At 48.5% G+C, this 20,600-nt stretch carries 16 protein-coding genes; 2 read left to right on the top strand and 14 right to left on the bottom strand.

The window, feature by feature from the left end:
* Positions 1 to 4 precede the first annotated feature (4 nt).
* Positions 5 to 265, top strand: a complete 261-nt coding sequence (locus tag J7K63_05840) for a hypothetical protein (GenBank protein MCD6234539.1) — start codon at positions 5 to 7, stop codon at positions 263 to 265.
* 10 nt (positions 266 to 275) lie between these two features.
* Positions 276 to 1,697 (top strand): 4Fe-4S dicluster domain-containing protein, encoded by a 1,422-nt coding sequence (locus J7K63_05835; GenBank protein ID MCD6234538.1) that lies wholly within the window; start codon positions 276 to 278, stop codon positions 1,695 to 1,697.
* 26 nt (positions 1,698 to 1,723) lie between these two features.
* Here the strand turns inward: J7K63_05835 and J7K63_05830 are convergent, their stop codons facing one another.
* The 14 genes from J7K63_05830 to J7K63_05765 form a co-directional block, all read right to left on the bottom strand.
* Complete coding sequence (locus J7K63_05830; protein ID MCD6234537.1) at positions 1,724 to 3,364, bottom strand: bifunctional metallophosphatase/5'-nucleotidase; 1,641 nt, start codon at positions 3,362 to 3,364, stop codon at positions 1,724 to 1,726.
* Between the two features lie 18 nt (positions 3,365 to 3,382).
* The gene (locus J7K63_05825) at positions 3,383 to 4,714 is read right to left on the bottom strand and encodes an outer membrane protein transport protein (GenBank protein MCD6234536.1); all 1,332 of its coding nucleotides are present in this window, start codon (positions 4,712 to 4,714) and stop codon (positions 3,383 to 3,385) included.
* A 27-nt stretch (positions 4,715 to 4,741) separates the two neighbouring features.
* The gene (locus J7K63_05820) at positions 4,742 to 7,207 is read right to left on the bottom strand and encodes a helix-hairpin-helix domain-containing protein (GenBank protein ID MCD6234535.1); all 2,466 of its coding nucleotides are present in this window, start codon (positions 7,205 to 7,207) and stop codon (positions 4,742 to 4,744) included.
* 5 nt (positions 7,208 to 7,212) lie between these two features.
* Positions 7,213 to 8,136 carry a hypothetical protein gene (locus J7K63_05815; GenBank protein ID MCD6234534.1) on the bottom strand — a complete coding sequence of 308 codons (924 nt, stop codon included), beginning with the start codon at positions 8,134 to 8,136 and terminating at the stop codon, positions 7,213 to 7,215.
* Between the two features lie 9 nt (positions 8,137 to 8,145).
* Positions 8,146 to 10,137 (bottom strand): hypothetical protein, encoded by a 1,992-nt coding sequence (locus J7K63_05810; GenBank protein MCD6234533.1) that lies wholly within the window; start codon positions 10,135 to 10,137, stop codon positions 8,146 to 8,148.
* A 15-nt stretch (positions 10,138 to 10,152) separates the two neighbouring features.
* Complete coding sequence (locus J7K63_05805) at positions 10,153 to 12,672, bottom strand: lamin tail domain-containing protein (GenBank protein MCD6234532.1); 2,520 nt, start codon at positions 12,670 to 12,672, stop codon at positions 10,153 to 10,155.
* An 84-nt stretch (positions 12,673 to 12,756) separates the two neighbouring features.
* Entirely contained in the window at positions 12,757 to 13,773 is a 1,017-nt protein-coding gene (locus J7K63_05800; GenBank protein MCD6234531.1) for an asparaginase, read from the bottom strand.
* Positions 13,770 to 14,873 carry a divergent polysaccharide deacetylase family protein gene (locus J7K63_05795; GenBank protein ID MCD6234530.1) on the bottom strand — a complete coding sequence of 368 codons (1,104 nt, stop codon included), beginning with the start codon at positions 14,871 to 14,873 and terminating at the stop codon, positions 13,770 to 13,772. The genes J7K63_05800 and J7K63_05795 overlap by 4 nt, the downstream gene beginning before the upstream one ends.
* Positions 14,854 to 15,420 (bottom strand): hypothetical protein, encoded by a 567-nt coding sequence (locus J7K63_05790; GenBank protein MCD6234529.1) that lies wholly within the window; start codon positions 15,418 to 15,420, stop codon positions 14,854 to 14,856. The genes J7K63_05795 and J7K63_05790 overlap by 20 nt, the downstream gene beginning before the upstream one ends.
* A complete protein-coding gene (locus tag J7K63_05785) occupies positions 15,420 to 15,962 on the bottom strand; it encodes a hypothetical protein (protein ID MCD6234528.1) in 543 nt (180 codons plus the stop codon). The genes J7K63_05790 and J7K63_05785 overlap by 1 nt, the downstream gene beginning before the upstream one ends.
* 111 nt (positions 15,963 to 16,073) lie before the next feature.
* Positions 16,074 to 16,943, bottom strand: coding sequence for a hypothetical protein (locus tag J7K63_05780; GenBank protein ID MCD6234527.1), 870 nt, complete (start codon positions 16,941 to 16,943; stop codon positions 16,074 to 16,076).
* Entirely contained in the window at positions 16,915 to 17,850 is a 936-nt protein-coding gene (locus tag J7K63_05775) for a hypothetical protein (protein ID MCD6234526.1), read from the bottom strand. The genes J7K63_05780 and J7K63_05775 overlap by 29 nt, the downstream gene beginning before the upstream one ends.
* A 2-nt stretch (positions 17,851 to 17,852) precedes the next feature.
* Positions 17,853 to 19,442, bottom strand: a complete 1,590-nt coding sequence (locus J7K63_05770) for a hypothetical protein (protein ID MCD6234525.1) — start codon at positions 19,440 to 19,442, stop codon at positions 17,853 to 17,855.
* Positions 19,439 to 20,581 carry a hypothetical protein gene (locus J7K63_05765; GenBank protein MCD6234524.1) on the bottom strand — a complete coding sequence of 381 codons (1,143 nt, stop codon included), beginning with the start codon at positions 20,579 to 20,581 and terminating at the stop codon, positions 19,439 to 19,441. Before J7K63_05765 ends, J7K63_05770 begins: the two co-directional genes overlap by 4 nt.
* Between the last annotated feature and the right edge of the window lie 19 nt (positions 20,582 to 20,600).

The following is a 20,600-nucleotide window of genomic DNA, read 5'->3' as shown; positions in this document are numbered from 1 at the left end:
AGGAATGAAAGAAAAAATTACCGTTGAAATCTGCACGGGAACCCATTGTTTTGTCATGGGGGGATCAGATCTGATGCTTCTGGAGGATTATCTTCCGGAAGATTTCCGGGAAAACGTCATAATCACAGGTTGCAACTGCCTGGAATACTGTGAAAACCGCTCCCGGGGCAAGGCTCCGTTTGTCCGCATCGATGGCGAAATTATGGAAAACGCAACCATCTCCCGGATAATCCGGAAAATAGAATCTCTTATACTTCAGAAATAAGGGGGCTCAGATGAATTATGTCAACAATGCAACGCTCATCCGCAGGGAACTGATTACCCGGTTATCCACCCTTTTTGTCTCAAAAAAACTGGATAACCTTGAAAGAATCCCGCTTGAGCTATTCCCCAGGGGAGGGACATCCGTCCGGTGCTGTATATACAAAGACCGTGCAATGATTCGTTACCGGTTAATGGCCTTAATGGGACACCGTGTTGAAGACGAAACGGATGAACTCAAATCCCTGAAAGATTACGCAAAAGATGCGCTGAACAGAGAGAAGCCCCAAAATCCGTTTCTTACGGTCATTGGCGAAGCTTGCAGCGCCTGTGTACGGGTTAACTATGTTGTAACAGATGCCTGTCAGGGATGCGTTGCCCGACCTTGTATGCTGAATTGTCCGAAAGAAGCCATTGAATTTGTGAATGGCAGGGCTCACATTATGCATGACAAGTGCATCAACTGCGGAATATGTCAGAAAGAGTGTCCCTATCACGCTATCATTTATATGCCTGTACCCTGCGAAGAAGCCTGTCCCGTAGATGCCATCCGTAAGGATGATTCGGGAAAAGAAGAGATAGACTACGATAAATGCACCTATTGCGGAAAATGTATGCGGGCTTGTCCTTTTGGTGCTATCATGGAAAGAAGCCAGTTGATGGATGTCCTGAAAGCACTGGAGAGTAATCGCCGGTGTGTTGCCATGATCGCACCGTCTCTCGTAGGTCAATTTTCAGCATCTTTAGGACGGGTGGTAACTGCGTTGAAAAAACTGGGATTTGATGATGTAACGGAAGTCGCCGGCGGGGCCATGGAAACAGCAAACCATGAAGCACATGAATGGGAGTCCAGAATGGCTCAGGAGGATACATTCATGACAACTTCCTGTTGTCCGGCCTGGGTGGAAACGGTGAACAAGCACCTTCCGGATTTGAAACCGTACGTTTCCAAAACCGCCACACCTCTGCATTATACAGGGGAAAGGGTTCGCAAGAATGATCCCGAAGCTGTTACTGTTTTCATCGGCCCCTGTGTTTCCAAACGGCATGAAGCATGGAAAGATGACACTGTTGACCTGGTTTTATCGATTGAAGAGTTGGGAGCTCTCTTCGTCGCCCTGAAAATTGATGTTCAAAAAATGGATGAGGCCGTTTTGGAAGATGTGTCACCGGCTGGCCGGGGGTTTGCCGTCACAGGCGGTGTAACTGAAGCTGTCCGGAAAAACGTGACAAATCATACCATGAAAACAGTCCAAATCGATGGCCTGGATAAGCAAAGCCTCCGGGAAATCCGGCGTTATCCTAAACAGTGTCCCGGTAATTTTGTAGAAGTCATGTCCTGCCAGGGTGGATGCATCGCCGGTCCCAACGTGATAAACAACCCCAGGCTGGCCTTGCGGCAACTAAAGAAAATTCTGAATCAAAGTAATCCTTAAAAGCTTATGATGTCGTATTAAGTCTTTTATTCAAATTCTTCCCAGCGGTCATCCACCGAGGTTTTTTCCAACCCCTTATAATCCGTAATATATTCCTGGAGCGCCTGACGAATCATGATACCCGTGTCAAGACGTTGATCATCCGGTATTTCTGTCACTCGTCCATAGCCTGAATTTCCTTCAGCCAGGTAGTCGGATATAGCCAGTTTATACATCGCGTCCGGATCAAAGGGTTTGCCCTGAATGGAATGAATGGTAACCCGGTCGCCATTGGGTTTGCGCCGGTCCACCGTCACTTTAAGGCCGCTCACCTGCATTCCCCGCGAATTGCCTGTAACTCTGTCTTCTATCAGCTTGTCAATAAAGGAGCCGGAGACCTGGAATACGGTAATATTATTCCCAAAGGGAAGCACATTAAAAAGATCAGCTGGTGTAAGAGGCCCGGCATTTAAATCAGCGCGTATCCCGCCGAAGTTTGAAAATGCCACATCCGCCCCGGCAACGGTGGTCATAGCATCACAGATCATATTTCCTAACAGGGATTGTCCTTCGGAGCTTCTTCGAAAAGGTTTCGGCAGTACTGCCAGGACATCATGAAAGCCTTCTTCGGCCTTGGCCTTTTCGGCAGACAGAATAGAATCCGCCTTTTTATCCAGCCAGAATTCATCTTCTACCATTGTTATCAATGCGCTGTTATCTACGGCAAAATCATATCCGGCCAGTTTTTTGGTTTCTTTGTGGATATAGATGTTCACATGTCCCACATTAGTCCCGTTGGCATAATTTTGAAAAATCAGGGTATGATTGACGGGATCCACATAAGGTTTGTAAAATCCCTTGTGCACATGACCGGAAAATATAATATCGATACCCGGTGTCATGGCTGCGATTTCCAGGGCATTGGGACCGTGTTTATCCGGTCGAATTGCCTTTTGCCTCATGTTTTCCAGAAGTTCCTGATAGGCGGCTTTCCGGTCGTAGGGTGTCCAGGCATGGGTTTCAACAATGATAATGTCGGCACCCATCTCTTTTAAACGGGGTACCCACTTTTGGGCTGTTTCAATTTCAGGCAGAAAGGTGAGTCCTGCCACATGTTCCGGAAAGCTTAAATCCGGAGTGACTGTCGTGGAAATCCCCAGGATGGCAATTTGAATTCCGGCAGCATCTATCATAACGTAGGGCTCCACATATTCAGGAATCTGTCCTGTGGAATCCTGAATAATATTGGCAGCGAGGAAGGGAAAATTTGCCTGGGCGGCCCGGGCCTTAAGCACATCCAGCCCCAGATCGAAATCATGATTGCCCAACGTCATGGCATCATATCTGGCCATATTCATATACTTAATGACCGCTTCTCCTTCTGTTCGGGATCCAATAGGCCGGCCCGAGAAAAAATCACCGGCATCCACCACCAGCACCGGGGCTTTTTCTTTTTCAGCTTTTTCGCGGACAGCATCAATGTAATGAACCACTGCCGCACCCCCGCCAATCAACGGTGGAAATTCGGGATTCATAAACCGGGCTTCCATCCGGTCCACACCCCCATGAATATCATTGGTAAAAATAATTATAATCTTCTGATATTCCTCTTCAGGATACTCCCGGCTTCCCAACAATCCGGAAACCGTGAACAGAACGAATAATAAGATGTATGTCAAATGTCGCATAAGTCTTTCCCGTTGTTTTTACAGGGAATATGTCAATGTTGCCATGACCCGCACGCCGGCTTCCCGAACCTTGTCCCGGGAAACCCTGACTTCCCCTTCAATGGGGAACATGTCGTTATAATGATAAATGGATTCATACCAGGAAACATTCAGATCCAGGATTAAATTTTCAATTTGATAACCGGTCCCGAAATAGATATCACTTCGGTTCAATTCGTTTCGGACGGGACTTTCTGTATAGGAAAATCCTGCCCGCATAGGAATTCCGGAAGAAAACACATGCTCGGCACCGATTCGAAATGCCCAGCAATTATCCCAATCCGGTGAAAAAGTTGTCGTATCGGCACCCCGGTATTCATTTTCAAGTCCGCCCCACAGGGTCAGGTCAGCCTGGGCAAAAAGTTCAGTTTTTAAAATATTTTCCGGGATATATCGCAGTCCCATTGACAGGGTATTGGGCCGTTGGACCGTTTGTTTTACAATAGACCGGTCCACGGTATAGGCAGGCATCACGAGAGAACTGTCCATATAAGCCACCACGCCCGGATTTTCAAATTCAATCTCTCCGGCCAGGGTATAGGCCAGGTGGATTGTGTGACGTTTTGTCAGATTAAGAACCAGTCCCATCCGGACATCCATGCCCCCTTGCAAATCGGTGTCAAACAGGGAGTACGTGGTAGTATCCGATGCCAGACGGTCGTCAGGGCGGTCAATGACCGTTACTCCGAGTCCTCGTTCAATGCGGCTTCCCATAAGTTTTGTCACACCGGCACCAAGGTTAAGCCAGTCCAGAGAGGAAGGAGACCAGGCGCCTCCCACACTCAGACCGTTGATTTGTCCGGAAAAAGTAACCTGATGATAGCCGACCAGGGGATCCCGGTTGTAGTCGTATGTGGCGGTGCGAATTTCTTCTTCATAGGTGTAGTTCAGATTGTTGACAGGTGTATATCCCAGCATAACGGACCAGGTATTCCGGCCGTATCCCGCTAAAAAGCCGGCATCGAAAATCCAGTAGCGGTTATGGACATAATCGTTATCTGTTAAAAAATCACCGAAAGTATCCTGGACAGGGAATGACCGCCGTTCCCGGAGATGTAGTCCTTTACCTGTCAAGACAAGGCGAAGGCCCTGCATATTAGCAGCAACGGCCGGGTTGGATGTTACGGCCGATGGATGCCCCCATTCCGCAAGGGCTGCTCCTCCCAAAGCATTGGCCCGGGCACTGTGATAAGGATTGCTGTTCAGGAGGATATTGGAATAAAATGTCTGGCCATGGGCCAGTGAAGCAATCAGCAGTATGCCTGCCAGAACTTTCATGTTTTTCATCCTGTGTATTTCTTTTCTTTTCATGTGTGGCTCCGATCATTCAAGGCGTCATTAAAAACGGTAATCCAGCTGGATTCTGAAATCATTATAAGTATTCCGTGCCGTAATATCAGTTATTTCATAGTCACCGGACACGGTGGTTACAGTCCCGCCAACATAGCTATCCATCATACCATGACGGTCAAAGGAGTATTTAAACCGGGCAGATAAATTTGGACTCAATCTGGAGAAAAAAGCAATCCATCCGTGAAATGCTTCCGAATCGGTGTTAAAAACACGGAAGTCCGTATCCTCAAAATTCCAGATAAATCCTTCATAGATCATCATTTGTCCCATTACTTTGAAACGGTCATTGAAATTGTGCCTTACCTGTGCGGCAATCGCTTTACTGGGACTTCCGGCATTTCCCACCATGGAAGTTCCGCCGGCAGTATTGGCAGTCAGGCGGGGACGGGGGTTAAAAGCCGTATATCCCGTCGCCAGCAGAAGGCGGAGTTCATTGTGGCGGGACATGCGCATGATTCCCTCCAGGCGGGTTTCCGTGGATTCATATCCTGTCGGTGAAAAAATATTCTGTCCTCCGCGGCTTTGCCACTTTTGCCGCAGGCGAAAACGGTAATTAAACACGGGACGATATTCCAGATTAAAAACCAGGCGGTTATATTTGGACTGATCCGCGACACGGGTCCAAATATCATGTTCAACCGTCGTAACAAACTGACGATGAAACTGATATCGCAGGTTGAAATAAAAACCCCGCTCTGCCTGGGGTTGTGGCGCTCCAGTGTAGAGAAATCCCAGAGAAGGATCTTTTAAATAAAAAACATCCTCAAAAATCGTGCTTTTATACCGCTGATAATTGGAAAAGGAGCGTTGGTAGGGATTGTCGTAAGCCAGATCATAATCGCGATAAAGAAGAAGAATGTTAAAATTATCAAACTGCCAGTACATATTCACGAGCCAGGCCATGGGGTCTTTCTTCAAATCAAAAACAGCCCCGTCCAGGTCCAGAATTCCGATTTCACCCTGGAGTACCAGGTTTTTATAAACTGTGGAAAAATCTCCGCCCAGAACCCGCCGGTATGATTTTGCCTTGCTCCAGAGGGCCGATTCGCCGCTGTTTTCGTAAATGGATGCAATTTCCGTGTCGGCGGAATTACCTATGTGATTCAGATAATATCTTAAATTTTCAGGCGACACAACTGACTGTATTTGAAATTCCTTTTCTCTGTCATAGAGACTTTCATACGCTGTAATACCTATATGTGTGCTTGTGTTGATCCTCCACCTGAAATTGGAGCCGTAAAGAAGTTCATCCACCGTCCGTGTCAACGGTTCTGTAAGCTGACCGTTCAGACCATACTCATACCGGGGTTCCATGCGGATAAGCATGGAAAACGATTCATCTGAATTCAACACGGCATCCCGGGATTCAAAACTCACAAATGGCGTGAAATAAAGGGATTTCCATTGAATTTCCCCTGTAAGCCCGCGAAGAGGAACATAGGTGTTTTTGGAAACATCACCGGAAATACCATAGAGTCTTTTCCGCCATCCGTACCCGCTTTTACGGGGGGTAAAGTAATCCACTGATTCCATGATTACCCCCTGGCCAAAAGCAGCCACATAATTCCCGGCAATCAGCTTATTCAAGCGGAAATCTCCGCTCCGGACCGGTTCATACGATAAAAATGCTTTCACTCTGGGAATCCGGCCCAAAGATCCCAGCTGATAATATTCATCATTCTGTCCCAGCGGACGGCTATAGGATACACCACCGGACCATGTGTTTCCTTTATTTACTAAAAGTTTGTGATAGATATCCAGGGGGGTTGTTTTTGACTGGAAAATCTGAAGGGATTCGGCATCTTCATCGGGGACAATGTTTTGTTGGGAGTTTTTCACTGTGGTATTGTAATATCCGTGCCATCCTTTGTCCTCATCATCTGTAAAGCGGACATAATCGCCGATATTTCTGTACCCGTAATAGGACAGGCTTTCAATGCTCCGGAGATCCCTGGCGGATGTAATGGTTTGGTCTGAGGCAATGAATCTTTCCACGGCTACAGCATCCACAGGAGATACGCCGGGCAGGTTCATAAAATCAAAATAATCCATACGGTTGATATTTTCCGGTGAACTGAGCAGCCGTATCCATTCTTCCACCAGTCCTTCTGATGATCCTTCAGAAAAGGTCATCCGCTCAAGCTGATAGTAATTATCCTCAATGCGCTGTTCTTCCGCTGTCAGGAGGATCGGGAACACGGCTACGTGTTCTTTCAACAGAACAAATTCTTTGTGGCTCACCCCTTCCAGGGTTGACAGCTCATAGATACTTTCAAACCCGCCATGGTAAAGCCTGTAATTCAGAATAGCTTCGACGGCCTCGTTCGAGAGTCCCAGTTCGCAAAGGGCATTGGCGTCAAGGGTGTTTAAATCCGGTTTTTCAGCAAAAAGCAGGGTCAGGCTCAGAAAGAGGATAGCTGCCGCACGCCATATTTTACCTGTGTCATTCATCAGCATTACCGGTCTTGTTGTTTCATCTGAAAATGGAGGGAAAACATGTGAGTCAGAGGTAATACGGGATGAGTAATCAGGGCATAATCCACATGTCCCCAATCCGTATGGATTCCTGCTCCAAGGGCCAGCTGGCTGGGTTCATGGGAAATTCCCGTGCGGAGGACCAGCCATTCCAGCACATAATATTCGAGTCCTGCATGGATCTGAAATTCATCCCGGCCCATAATTTTTTCAATCGACCATGTCGAGGTCATGCCATAATAGGGCTGGTATCCAATGCCGATTTCTAATTTGGAGGGAATCGTCTGGGATGTACCGGAGGATCCAAGGGCGGGATCGTTTACATTTTTCAGAAAAAATCCGGCCCATGCCCGGGAGCGCAGACTGGCCTTGAGTCCTACGTCCAATCCCCAGGTTGCCCCCGATCCAAGAGATACACCGTCTGAGCCATCCCCGGCTTGTCCGGCGGATTGAGATCCGTAATCCATCTGAAGGTAGTTGATATTATATCCCAGAGCCAGGGAGGATCGAAGATCCTTCTGGAGATAAAAGGCATGGGAAAGTGCCACCCGTATTTCCGAGGAGAGATTATTTCCCGAATAGCTCATCTGACCGGCATAGCCAGACAACGCCACTGACCCCAGAGATCCTGGCAGAGCGGCGGCAAGGACAGCCCGGGTATTTTTCGTAAAGGACTGTGAAAAGGGCTGGGAATAATCCACGGCAAATCCCGGTCGTTTCCAATCGGACAGGCCGGCGGGGTTTACATCCACACTCCAGATACCGGAGGAAACCGCCGTACCCGATCCGCCAATTCCGGCATCTGCTACAGATCCGTACCAATAATCCGTAAAAACCTGTCCATGGGCGATACCTGTCAACAGGGGAAATAAAAGTAACAGGCTTAAGTATTTCATTTTTTTCATAATTTTCTCTTAAAATCTTACCGCAATTACAAAAGGTGCAAGGTCGTAAGTGACTTTTCCGGTCTCCCTGTCCGTCCCTTCCAGGTGCATGATATATTGTCCGGGGGTCAGGAGCCTTCCGGCAGCATCCCTGCCATCCCAGGTTCTGGTAATTTGCCGGCTGAGTCCTTTAAATTCATCAAAGAGCGTGGCCACATGGCGGCCGGACATATCATAGACCCTTAGGACGAGTCTGACGCCGGATGGAAAACCGAAAGTGTACTGAAGAGTTTCGCCGGCCCGGGGCACAAAGGGGTAAGGGGCAATATCCAGGGACACCCCCGCATTCCATTCGGTGCCTTCCTGCCAGGGAGCAAAATCTTCAGCATAGGCAGCCAGCAGCTGGGCGCTTTCATTGTAGATTCCACCAACAGCTTTAACTGAAATCATATTTCCGGACTGAAGCAGACTGTCCAGCTCGTCGTTGATCACACTCCCGGATTCATTCACCAGAATATTGGTGGAATTCCAAATACGAATAGTCACCGAACCGGTCCCGTCATCAATATCAATGTTGGAACCGCCGCCGATATTATCACTCCTTGAAGAGATTCGTCCGGACAATTCCATAAGAGTCCCTTCATATTCGGCAGGATCCCGTTTCAACACTTCAATGGAAATTTTCAGCGGTTCGGGAACTTGTGCTTTACCCATCACAGTATGGGAAGAGATCACCAACTCTTTCACACCGAGGTATTCTTCCAGGGTCCCGGTGATTTCCACATCGGTTCCCCGGGGAAGGTCAATCATGGAGGGGCTGTAAACGTTAATACCGCGGCCCGATTCATCCTGAAAATAGGCAGACAACCGGTCTGTTCGGAGTTTACCTGACCCGATGGTCATAACACCCCGCAGGGTCACCGTTTCACCATCGTATGCATCAAAATTGTCCCGCACATCCCGGATAGTCAAAACTTCCGGCGGTTCACTGATTGTCACACTTTGGACAATGGATGAATCCATGAGTCCCCAGCCGTTTTCAGCTTTGGCATAGTACAAAAGCTGTCCGGCACTTTCCGGAGGGGGCATTTGAAAAGAATAAGTTCCGGTACTTACTTCACTCATCGTGTGTTCATTCCGAACATCATCAAAGCGGGTAACCAGATAAACAACAAGAGTTCCGGATTCATCCGTTACAGACACCTGAAATGTAAGAGTATCTTCTGTCGTGGGATTGGCCGGCAAGACCTGCACGGAGGTGATATCCGGCTTGGATTCGGTTTTATCCACCACATCCCAGGTAATATTCAGGGGTTCTCCCGTTTCGTCATGTCCTGTAATCCCGTTTCCCCCGAAAGGCGGTTCGCTGCCTTCATCGCTGTGAACCATTTTCTGATCCATACCGTGGACGGTTGCATAGGTTTGTTGTGATACGGGTGTATCAGAAGCATATCCGGAAACACCGCTTTTATCCACAGCCTTATCCAATCCGCCGTACAGGAGATAGTCCACATCCTGAACCGTAGGGGATGATCCATCCCAATAAAACAGAACCAGGGTGCCTTTGAAGTCGTCCATATAGCCGTAAGGCCGTGTGGGTATGGTGGAAACGGTGGATGATGCCGACAGGAGGTTATTTTTCAGAGCCAGATGGGGAGGATTTCCGTACTCGGCCTGATAGTCAGAACGCCTTGCCAGGCCTACAATGAGTACATCTCCCGGACTCAGGGTTGTGTCGGGAAAACGGGCTACAAAATCCGATGAGGATTCGGACCAGAAGTCTGCCCCGGACGGCAGGTTATAGTAGTATTTTCCATTGACCGTATCTGTGGCATCCGTCAGGTAATAATCACCCAACTGGATAGACTGGCTTGTGGGGTTTGTAATGGCCACATATTCCGCCTGGCTGGGAAACAGCACCAGTTCTGACATATACAGGTGATCCGGTGCTCCCAAGAGCATGACCGGCAACATGACCATTACTGTTAAAAGCCACAAACGGCCGCGACGGTAAGTCAACATAGTGTATCCAATCATTTATTTAAGTAATACAAGTTTCCGATGAAAAACCCTGTCAGCAGTCCGCATTCTGACCACATAGATCCCTGAGGCAAAGGCATCGGCATTCCAGGTATAGGAATACATACCGGCGCTCAGATGACCCTGGTGCAGGGTTTCTACAACCTGGCCGGTCAGATTGACAATGTCCACGGTCAGGTCAGCAGCTTCAGGCAGAGACCACTGAATGGTAGCCCTGGCATTGAAGGGGTTGGGATAGGGCTGGAATAATTCAAATGTCTGGGGAAGTCCTGTCTGATGATCGCTCACACTGTTAGCCACGCCAAAATCTTCCTGATATCCCACAATGAGCTGATATTTAGAGGCATACTGACTTCCGACTCCCATAAAGACGGCTTCCCGATCTACATTGAGTTCGGCAATATCAATTCCTGTGGAATTCCAGAAAACCACTTCCAGGCTGTCGGTTCCATCGGTGATCGTCACGGCTGTATTACTCGAATAGGAATTGATGCTGCTAACAACGCCTGGCACTTTAATGAGGGTGCCTTCCCACTCTGCGGAATTTGCTTCCGTAACCGAAATTTCAGCCGGATCTGGGAGGGGCTGGCTTGTGGCTGTAATCTGATAACTGAAATTTTTCAATTCAATGGTTGTATAATAGAGATCCACTTCACCCACAGCCGTCACTTCGGCGCCACGTTCCAGATCGGGATACAGCGTGGGGTCATATAAATTAAGTCCGTTCCCGGATGTATCCTGGATATAGGCGTTTGTCCGGTCCGTCTGAATCACATTGGATCCAATGGTCATCACGCCATGAATGGTTTTAATCTGTCCGTCCCAGGTTTCAATATTGTCATGAATATCCGAGATCGGTGTGGGCGTGGCGGAGGCAATGAGGACGTAATAAGCACCGGAGCGATGTTCATTGCCATCGCCATCAATGGCCACAAAGCGGTAATTAATCTTCTGATTCCCGGCCTGGGCGGGAATTTCGCCCATCCAGGTATTGTCATGATCATTCCATGTATTGCCCGTCCCCACGGTGTTCAGAAAACTTCCGTCGGTTCCATATTCAATATCCATGGCCGTGATGGCCGGAGCATTTTCACCGGGAATAATATCGACGGATACTTCAATGGCATTGGCAGAGGTAACAAATTCCGGTGTCCGGGCGGCATTTTCAAAGGAAGGCGCATCGGCACCTCCGTGCATGCCAAGTCCGCTGACATCATCCAGACCTAATTGTGTCCATTCTTCCATGGTAAAAACAGGGTTTCCGACAGATACGGAATTCTTGCGTCTTAATGTTAAATCTTTAATAATATCCGAAGAATTGTCTGGTTCTCCGACGATATCCACAATCACACCCTTATGAAAAAGAGCAACAGCGTCATTGCCGTTATAATGGACGACCGAAGGATAGGCAAAAACCGTATCCGGTGTTGAATACAGCGTGTGCTTTTCTGCAGCCAATACAATCACGTCACCAGGATTCAGTACGGTTAAATGTCCCCAATCTTCAAGAACAACTGAAAACTCGCCACTGCCGTTTGATGCCAAACCCATGGTATAACCTTCGGCGTTCAAATCGACAGTTTCTTCACCAATATTAGCAATTTCAAGATATTTGTTGCTTGATGATCCCTCAACATATTCGCTGATAATGATATATGATTCGGAGATATCCACCACCGAAACAGCAACAGTATCATCGGCGGTAATTCCGCCATCATCCGTGATTTCAAGCCGGAACGTGAGCTCAGATGCTGTGGCAGGCGCAGTGAATGTTGCAACGGCAGCATTGGCATTATTCAGGGAGACTGACGTTCCGGAAAGTTGCGTCCAGGAATAGGAACTGATCGTTCCGTCCGGATCATAGGATGCACTTCCGTCCAGAGTTACGACATCATTCACGCGAACGACCACATCCTCACCGGCTATGGCAACCGGGGCATAATTAACTTCCTCAAAGATCTGATCCACATTCGCAGCCCCGGGAGTAATAGCCGCAACCTGCCAGGGGCTTCCCTGAAGACCAAGCCGGCTCAGTGATTCTCCTTCGCTTCCTTCGTACACATCCTCCGAAGCGGAAGCCACTTCCATCGGATTTCCATCTTCATCATTCATGGAACCTTCATAGGATACGGCATTCACAATCGTTCCATTTATCTTTAAAACAATGGCATCCGGTGATCCATTTTGAATGATGTTTTCTGCAGGCCATCCCGACGGGGTCAGGTCTACATTGGAAACCGTAGCTGCCCCAATTACAAAAAAACCATAACCGTCTGTTTCATCTGCAAGGGTCAGCGACGGGATATCTACAGTTTGGTAAACGGACCCCGGGGTTGTATTTCCATTCACCAGTTCGACCGTGACATTTGTATATATTCCAGCCGGACCGGCAATTTCCAGAAATTCAGCATTATCTGTGCTGGGCTGGTCATAATCAATTTCATTAATAAAAAGCTGACCCATGGCCAGACTTGCCAAGACAAGCACGACAGCAACACTTTTGGAGATAATTTTCATGATATCACCTCATATTTGATTTTTTTGGGGCTTAAAAGATACAATCTTTTGTCGTTAAATGGGCAGAAAAAGATTGTTATTTCTTCATGCCCCTGTTTTTGTTTTGCTTTCAATGACCGGCCGTATTTCGCCGATCCGGTGTCCTGCATGATTCGTAAGGACCGGATGATGAAAAGACTCCAGTTTTTTCAATTCTTCAGAAGTTAGAACATTTAAACGGACAAGGGTTTCAATCAGGAGCGGAACCAGCGCCCGACGGTTTCCATCGAGGACTTTAATGTTGATGCCATAGCGTCTTCCGTCGGGGAGTCTCACGGCGCATCCCTGTACCCCTTCGGCGCCCACCTTGGCCACGATTTTTCCATGGGTTCTTTCCATCAAAGCCGTGTCAAATCGCCCTTTACCGGCAATCAGGTAGGGGTTGGATGTCATAATATTCCGGATTTTTTCAAGACTTTCATCGGATCCCATGGCAAGATGCCGGTACATCCGGGCCATTCCCCGTACGGACACATAAAAAACCGGTGCGGTACACCCGTCAAGTGCCAAAGGGACCGTGGTTTCGCCGGAGTATTTACTGATTTTTTCACGGATTGCTTTCTGCACAGGATGGTCAAAAGCCAAATAGGCAGCAGTGTCTTCGCCAAGATGCCGGCATACTGAAAGCATTCCTGTATGTTTTCCCGAACAATTGTGATACACAGGAGAATACTCGGTTTTGACCGCTCCTTTTTGACCTCCGACAGAATAAACCAGCGGCACATGAGACCCACATTGCAGGGCAGATTCATCCAGGCCGATACGCTTTAAATATTTCCGGACAATTCTCACGTGTACCGCTTCACCGTTGTGGGATGCACAGGCCAGGGCAATCCATTGATCCGGTAAATGAAATGCCTTATCCGTCCCGGTATCAAGAATCACTGTTGCCTGAAATGGTTTAGCGCTGGATCGCAAGTAAGTATATAAACCGGTTTCGGGTGTATGAAGTATTTCATTTTCCTCTTTATCCACAACGCTGATTTCGGCATGGTGAACACTTTCAATCCGCCCGCCGCGGAGAACCTCCGCCCTGGCTACAATATGTTCTGAACTTTTCATAACTCTCCCGGTGATATAAAATAAAAACCTTCTTTTTCAAGTTTTGGAATCATTTCCGCAAGTATTTTCAATGTGAGAGGCCTGTCATGCCCGATAGCCACCACAACCCCTTTTTTTTCTGCAATCCGGGCCATTTTACCGATCTGTCGGCGGATATTGCTTTCGGTATTTTCGTGATCAATGAAGATATCCCGCTGATAAACCCGGATGTTATGAGCCCTCATCACCCCCGGGACAACGGTCTTGTTCACGGTATAAGAATCCAAAAAAAAGAGAGCTGTTTCTTCCAGAACATCGGCAATTTTATGTATCATCCCTGAAGAACCTGTTACCCGGGAGCCCATGTGGTTGTTCATCCCAATGGCCATGGGAAGCTCGGCAATGGCTTTCAAAATCCGATATTCAACCTCATGCCGGTCCATACCGTCCATAATCATATAGGCTTCTTCCCCGCCATGGTATTCCAGAGGTTCCATAGGCATGTGAATCATAACCGGATGTCCCCGCCGTTGTGCCAGTCTGCCCAGGTTTTTTGAGTGAGTATGCCCCGGAATCACGGAAAAGGTCACCGGAGCCCTGAGATTGAGAAATCCTTTTTCCGTTGCGCCATAGGCATACCCGAAATCATCAATAATCAGACATATACGGCCTTTCACCGTATCTATGGCCGGCCGGAGGATAATGCGTCCCTCCGGGTTCCCTTTCTGATCCCGGATTGTGAGAGCAATGCGTGTTTTCTGAGAATCCAGCCGTGCAGAACAGGCTTTCAGGTGATCCCCGCAAAAGAGTCCAAAACGATACAAATCCTCCCGGAAGACTTTTCCTTTCGGATATTCATACTCAAGGGACCAGACGGAATCGTCGGGAGAGATATCCATCTTTACCGGACGTAAATACCGAACCGAATCCTGTAAAAATAAAACGGTCTGATCCATAAAATCATGGACACTTGTTTTTTCTTCTTCCTCCGGTTTTACATGCAGCATCAGCAGCGTTGTGAACACAAGTATAGCGAGGACTTTCAAGATGCGTCGTTCCAGGCGCTTATCCCGGTACCAGACAGTCTTATTTGATCTTTTACTAAAAACTGGATTCATCATGCCATTTCACAATACGCCACTGGTCATCCCAGGGACTCCGGGCGAAATTAAAAATTGCCGAACCGATAATGACCAGATTATCCCCCAGGTTCAACTGAAAGGATTTTGCAATTTCGGCATAGTTTGAACTGTCAAACCATGTTTTTTGCGTTTTGAACAGCGTATCACCCTTCATATAGCTGAAAGAGCTGTCCAGGGTGGAATTCCAGATCAGGTCTATCGGCCGGAATGCTCTGAAAAGTCCGCCCGTCGCACGGAGTTCCACATCCCGGGGCCAGGACTCATAATGTCCCCCGCCACCCTCATCGTCCGGTTCATAGTAAACAAAGACAAACTGACTGTCAATAAGAGTGGAATAAACCAGGCTGTCCCTGTAAATATAGGCATAGCGGAAATTATCAAGCACATGGGCAGGGCGGCTCATAACAGGATTATACAAGAGACCGGATTTGCCAATATCTCCTGTTTCCGGTGCAAAAATATTATGACATGAGACGGCTGTCATAAAAAAACATAAAAAAGTCGTTGTGATAATAGCCTTTTTCATCAGAATAGTGCTTTCAGATCGGTCCAGTCCGGTTCACCCGTACTGATATCCTCCCAAAAATAGATCAGCCAGTAATTCCGGCTGTCCCGAACCATTTTAAATACCCCTTTTCCTTCATACCGACGGGGAGGCCCCTGGCGGTTATGGTGCACATCAAGGGTATAGGTGAACTGATATTCCACCGAATCGAGAGATTCTACAAAGGGTTCATCCTCGGTGATAGTCACGCTTAACTGGGAATCCGGCGGACAGGCAGCCAGAAGGGATTGAAACCAGATTTGCTCATCGGCGGAGCTCCACGTATCAAATTTCCCCGGATATTTTACAGATGATACGGCGGAAGGCTGAAACCGAAACGCCGGCAGATTGTAGTTGTGGGTATCGCTCAGGCATTTCATATAGGTTTCGAACTCACGATGCTGAAAAGCCTGTTTCAAATTTTCAATCACAAGGGGAGGGGTTGTGGCCGGTGTCCAGTGAGATTCAGTGGGGCGGTCCGGCGGTTCCGGATCCCGCACGCCCAAAAGTTCCCCACAGGACATCAATCCCGCAATCAAAGAAAGAAGCAAAAAGGGGAATATGTATACATGTAATCGTTTCACTGTTAAAATTTACAGATTCTCCTGTCCGTATTACAGAGACATTTTAACGGATCAGTCTCCTTCCGGCATATAAGCAATACTCAAAACCACGGGACAGGCAATCTGATCCTGCATAAAAAACCGTCCCACCCCAAAGCGAAACTGTTGATAACGAAGATTTCCGCCGATATGCCAGCTATTGTTCAACCCTGAATAGGAAAATCCTGCGGAAAAGACCCCATTCGTGTCATAACGGATTAAACCTGTGCCATATACAGCGGCTTCGTCGTCGAGATGAATGGAAAGACCGGCCTGAAATCCTTTCATACCGGCGGAAAAACCGGTATACACATCCAGGGGCAGGTGGGTTGCCGATTTATATAAATCCTGCATTTTTCCAAGATTCCGGACGCCGGCCGTCAGCAGGCCGAATTCATTGACACGCCAGGCCGTGGCAAGATTCAGTGCACTTCCAAGGGCAGACGCGTGGTACAGGCGTTCGAACACCAGCTGGGCTGTGGTTCCCACCCGCAAATCCTGCGAAATTATCCATTCCCTGCCCACGAAAAGTGTCCCGTTATAATACCCTGTTTCTCCAATGGGTTCCTCCTGTGCCATATCCGTCCGGATTTCAATTCCCTCAGTTTTTAAAAAAGATGCGCCTCCAAAAAACTTGCGGTTTCCACCCATCACCCGGGAATAGGGCGTATCAAACATCCAGAATCCGTGCATGCCGTGCCAGGAGACGGGACTTTCGGGAAGAAAAACCGGCTGCGAGACGGCATTGGGAAGCCCCCCCGGAGATGCGACATACCATCCGTTCACCGGATCTTCCGGGAGAGAGAGCACTGTCAGGCCGGATCCGGCATGGAGGAGAGTTGCCAAACAAAAAGCAGAAAGGGCAATGATTCGTTTAAAATGTAAATATCCATGAAAATGCATGGCTGATTCCTTCATTATATCGTCCAAAGAGAAAGGCGTAATCTATCTGCGTTTCAATATGTCTCCATACCGGATAACGGGTGCTCAGGCCCAGGACAGGCATCCGGTTATCCACGCCGCCCCTGACAGCCAGGTGGTTTCCGGCACGGACTTCCATCCCTGCATGAAAGGTAGGAAAAATATCAAAACTTCCACGGTAAGCGGCTGTGATAAACACATGATTATTAAATTGAAACGCGCCTGATACCTGATACAGCGTTGGATAGGTATCGGTCCGTTGAGAACCGAATTCATAAATATCTTTTGTATTCCAGTTTATTTTACTGTTAATGTCCTTTACGGAAAATCCCAGGGAAAGAAAATCAAAAGGAGCATAAAAAGCTCCCACATCCAACCCGAAACCGGTTGCCGTTACATCCGGGAGTTGATCTATAAAGATTTTGGTATTAATTCCGATGCTCAGGCTTTTCCATATCCGGTTGGCAAACCCCACAAAAAGGGCATCCTGGGAAGTTTGCAGTTCACCTGTGATCTCATTGGCAAAATTCCGTTCCTGAATATTACCTACCCCGGCATGGACCCAGGCAATGGCCAGGCCGGCCGTCGGAGGGACGGGAATCGTTATATCAATCATGTGAAGTGAACGGTCCAGGCTTAAAAACTGAAATGAAGAACCGAAATTGCGTTCGGTCAGGTGGCCCAAAAGGGCCGGATTTTCCGTAAAGGCCTCCGGAGATTCCTTCAACGCACCCACGGCATTCCCCAAGGCTGCCGCACGGGCAGACAAGGGCATTCTGAGATAAGATCCCGCATATCCCCCTGCTTCCTGCAAGGGCGCGGCAGACAAAGATAACGTCAGAATGCAAACCCACATAAGCCCATGTAATATGACGGATTTCCTTATCATCATCACTCCAGAATAATCACTTTTGTCCATGCCACCCGTTCCGTTCCCCGGCCATGAAAAACCGCACGAACAAAATATGTCCCGTTTGCCACCATGTTGTTCAGGCCGTTTTTTCCGTTCCATGTAAAATCCTTCTCCCCGGGAAAGATGTCGGCTTCCCGAAGAATAGTTTTCACGCGGGTCATCCCAAAATCAAACACATCCAGTGACAGGGTTCCTTCTTCCGGAATTAACACATGAAACCGTACATGACCTTCCCCTTCAAAAACATTCATTCTGCCGGGTGAAAAGGGGTTCGGATAGGCAGAAACTTTAAAATCCCCGGGCGGACCAATGTGCGCAACCTTTCGTATTATTCGCCAGTTAAGGCCGTTGTCCTCGGTCATGGCAAGTCCATCACCTGTACCAACCCATAAGCGTTCCAGAGGATCAACCGCAGCAGCGTATATTTCATCTGAATAAAGCCGGTCACCTGTTGCATAATCTTTGGGATAGTGTATGGGGACCCAGTTCCAGCCATCGCCTGACACCCACAATCCTGTGGCCGTGGCGGCAAAAATCTGATTTTTCCAGGTAGAGACATTATAGAGCCGTTTATCACGGAGGGTATTTTCCCAGTGAAGGGCGCCGAATGTTCCTTTGACAGTATAGCTAAGGCTTTGGAATTCTCCGGCACCCACGGCCGGCAGGGCCGCAGCATAGAGGGTTCCGTCTTTTCCCAAATGAAGGGCTACAATAAAATTGCCGCTTAAATCGGAGTTTTGTGCGGTATACCGCCGCCATGTTTTACCGGAGTCGGTGGAAAGATTCACGCCGCCGGCGGTCCCTATCACGACGGTATCTTTTCTCGCCACAACGGAAAAGGCGCGGTGATTATAATTGCCGGTTATGCCCAGATCGGGTCGATCTACGGGACTCAATTGGAAATTCCGGGGGCTCTCTTCATTCAGGACATCCATGTTGTCCGGAGGCAAAACCACCCGCTTCCAGGTCTTGCCCAAGTCCCGGCTGACCCGTGTACCCCCGGCAAAACTTGTTGCCCACAGCAGTGTATCTCCGGCGGTATTCACGTGAACGGCCATGTCGTAAGTCAGGTTATCAATGGGAACCGTTGTGGGCAGGGCTTTCAGCGTATCACCGTACAAGAGAACAAACCCGGAATCGGGATGATCTGTCATTTGGGGATACTGTATCCAGCTGAGTCCGCCGTCGGGACTATAACTGATACCATTGCCTGTCGCAGCGCTTTCTTCCACACCGACACTGTCAAAAGCCGTTGCCACCCAAAGGTGCTGTCCGAGTGACGTCATGGATGTAACCCCGCCATAGCGGACAGCCATAGGATTGTTATAATAGCTGTAAAATGTTTCACCGGCATTGGTTGTAACAGACAGGCCATAGCCCGTTGCAAAGAAATAGGTGGAATCGTCCATAAAAAGGATTCCACTGATTCCGTTTGAACCCAATCCTTCATAAACCAGGGAATCATTCAGTGAAAAATGCCCGGCAACCGTCCAGGGAGCGGCCATGACCCCGGTAACCCATAGCAGCAAAAGAATCACTCCCTGCCATATTCTTGCTTTTCTCCTCATTCGCTCACCAATGTAACTTCAATAGAATCAGCACTTAACACCTGATTGCCGTAGCTATCTTCCACCAGGGCCCGATAGAAATATGTTCCCAACTCATCTTCCGTTGAAAAACCCGCATTGATAGTGTACCATCCGTCTCCGGCGGAAAAATCCTCATGAAGTCCGTCATCACAGGCCAGGGGGTGTGACTGTACAGTCGTGTTTCCACCGGGATCACGGCGTTGCAGGCTCACCCTTGTGATGTCCTCCAATCCGTTTCCATCATCCACCCGGATATAAAACAGCAGGCTGTCCCCCTCTGAGCCGACTGAAGGCCTTACTATTTCTGCCGGAGAAGAAAGAAAGTAATTCAGAATCTGGGGGACATAGTTTTTGTAGACCGTGATAGTATCTTTCACATAGGAACTGGTGTTGCCGGCATAATCCAGGGCGTAATAGCGGAAAATATTGTCCGTAAGCCGGTTATTCCACGAGATAACGAGAGCCGTAGCAAAAACCCCGTCTCCGGAAACCCGGTCCGCTCCGATGCCGGCATCGTTCAGCACGAAAAAGGGACTGGAAGTCCACCGGGTTGTATCGTCATCATCGCGGACATCAAAGAACACGGCCACAATATCCTTTAAGCCGTCCGGATCCATTACTTCTGCTTCAACAATCAGCGTATCTTCCTCTCCCGGATCCGGCCGCATTATCGTATCCGGAGCCCAAACGGACAGGATAACCGGCGGTTCATTTGCCCGTAACGAGGCCAGAGCGCTGACGGTATCGGAGGTATCATCCTCTGCCACCGCCCAGAAAAAGGCCAGCAAATCCCCGCTTAAAGTATCGGAGACCGTCGAATCCAGGGTGATGCCATAGTAACTGTCTCCGGCAATCTGATCACCCGTTTCACCCGTGTCATATAGACGTGTAGAAATCCAGACCGAATCCCTGTCCGGCCTGAACACTTCGGAATACACGTTGATATCTTCTGAAGAATTTCCATATTCAACCCGGACATGAAGATGCAATTGTCCCGGTGACGCCTGGTAATTCACAAGGGCGGCGCTCAGCACCGGGCCATCATTGTCTTCGTTCCCGCCGGGGGAAAGAGGAATTTCGGGACCGCACCGCATGACCAAAAACAGAAGAAGCGGCATCACATATTTCACATATCGG

Source organism: Candidatus Neomarinimicrobiota bacterium (assembly GCA_021157965.1).
Lineage (GTDB): Bacteria > Fidelibacterota > Fidelibacteria > Fidelibacterales > Fidelibacteraceae > Fidelibacter.
Note: the sequence above shows the minus strand (reverse complement) of the source record. Positions and strands in the feature narration are given on the sequence as shown.

What these genes read in the sequence shown, in the direction of transcription:
- J7K63_05840 (MCD6234539.1), top strand. Translation starts at nt 5, where the DNA reads ATGAAAGAAAAAATTACCGTTGAAATCTGCACGGGAACCCATTGTTTT.
- J7K63_05835 (MCD6234538.1), top strand. Translation starts at nt 276, where the DNA reads ATGAATTATGTCAACAATGCAACGCTCATCCGCAGGGAACTGATTACC.
- J7K63_05830 (MCD6234537.1), bottom strand. Translation starts at nt 3,364, where the DNA reads ATGCGACATTTGACATACATCTTATTATTCGTTCTGTTCACGGTTTCC.
- J7K63_05825 (MCD6234536.1), bottom strand. Translation starts at nt 4,714, where the DNA reads ATGAAAAGAAAAGAAATACACAGGATGAAAAACATGAAAGTTCTGGCA.
- J7K63_05820 (MCD6234535.1), bottom strand. Translation starts at nt 7,207, where the DNA reads ATGAATGACACAGGTAAAATATGGCGTGCGGCAGCTATCCTCTTTCTG.
- J7K63_05815 (MCD6234534.1), bottom strand. Translation starts at nt 8,136, where the DNA reads ATGAAAAAAATGAAATACTTAAGCCTGTTACTTTTATTTCCCCTGTTG.
- J7K63_05810 (MCD6234533.1), bottom strand. Translation starts at nt 10,137, where the DNA reads ATGTTGACTTACCGTCGCGGCCGTTTGTGGCTTTTAACAGTAATGGTC.
- J7K63_05805 (MCD6234532.1), bottom strand. Translation starts at nt 12,672, where the DNA reads ATGAAAATTATCTCCAAAAGTGTTGCTGTCGTGCTTGTCTTGGCAAGT.
- J7K63_05800 (MCD6234531.1), bottom strand. Translation starts at nt 13,773, where the DNA reads ATGAAAAGTTCAGAACATATTGTAGCCAGGGCGGAGGTTCTCCGCGGC.
- J7K63_05795 (MCD6234530.1), bottom strand. Translation starts at nt 14,873, where the DNA reads ATGATGAATCCAGTTTTTAGTAAAAGATCAAATAAGACTGTCTGGTAC.
- J7K63_05790 (MCD6234529.1), bottom strand. Translation starts at nt 15,420, where the DNA reads ATGAAAAAGGCTATTATCACAACGACTTTTTTATGTTTTTTTATGACA.
- J7K63_05785 (MCD6234528.1), bottom strand. Translation starts at nt 15,962, where the DNA reads ATGTCCTGTGGGGAACTTTTGGGCGTGCGGGATCCGGAACCGCCGGAC.
- J7K63_05780 (MCD6234527.1), bottom strand. Translation starts at nt 16,943, where the DNA reads ATGCATTTTCATGGATATTTACATTTTAAACGAATCATTGCCCTTTCT.
- J7K63_05775 (MCD6234526.1), bottom strand. Translation starts at nt 17,850, where the DNA reads ATGATAAGGAAATCCGTCATATTACATGGGCTTATGTGGGTTTGCATT.
- J7K63_05770 (MCD6234525.1), bottom strand. Translation starts at nt 19,442, where the DNA reads ATGAGGAGAAAAGCAAGAATATGGCAGGGAGTGATTCTTTTGCTGCTA.
- J7K63_05765 (MCD6234524.1), bottom strand. Translation starts at nt 20,581, where the DNA reads ATGCCGCTTCTTCTGTTTTTGGTCATGCGGTGCGGTCCCGAAATTCCT.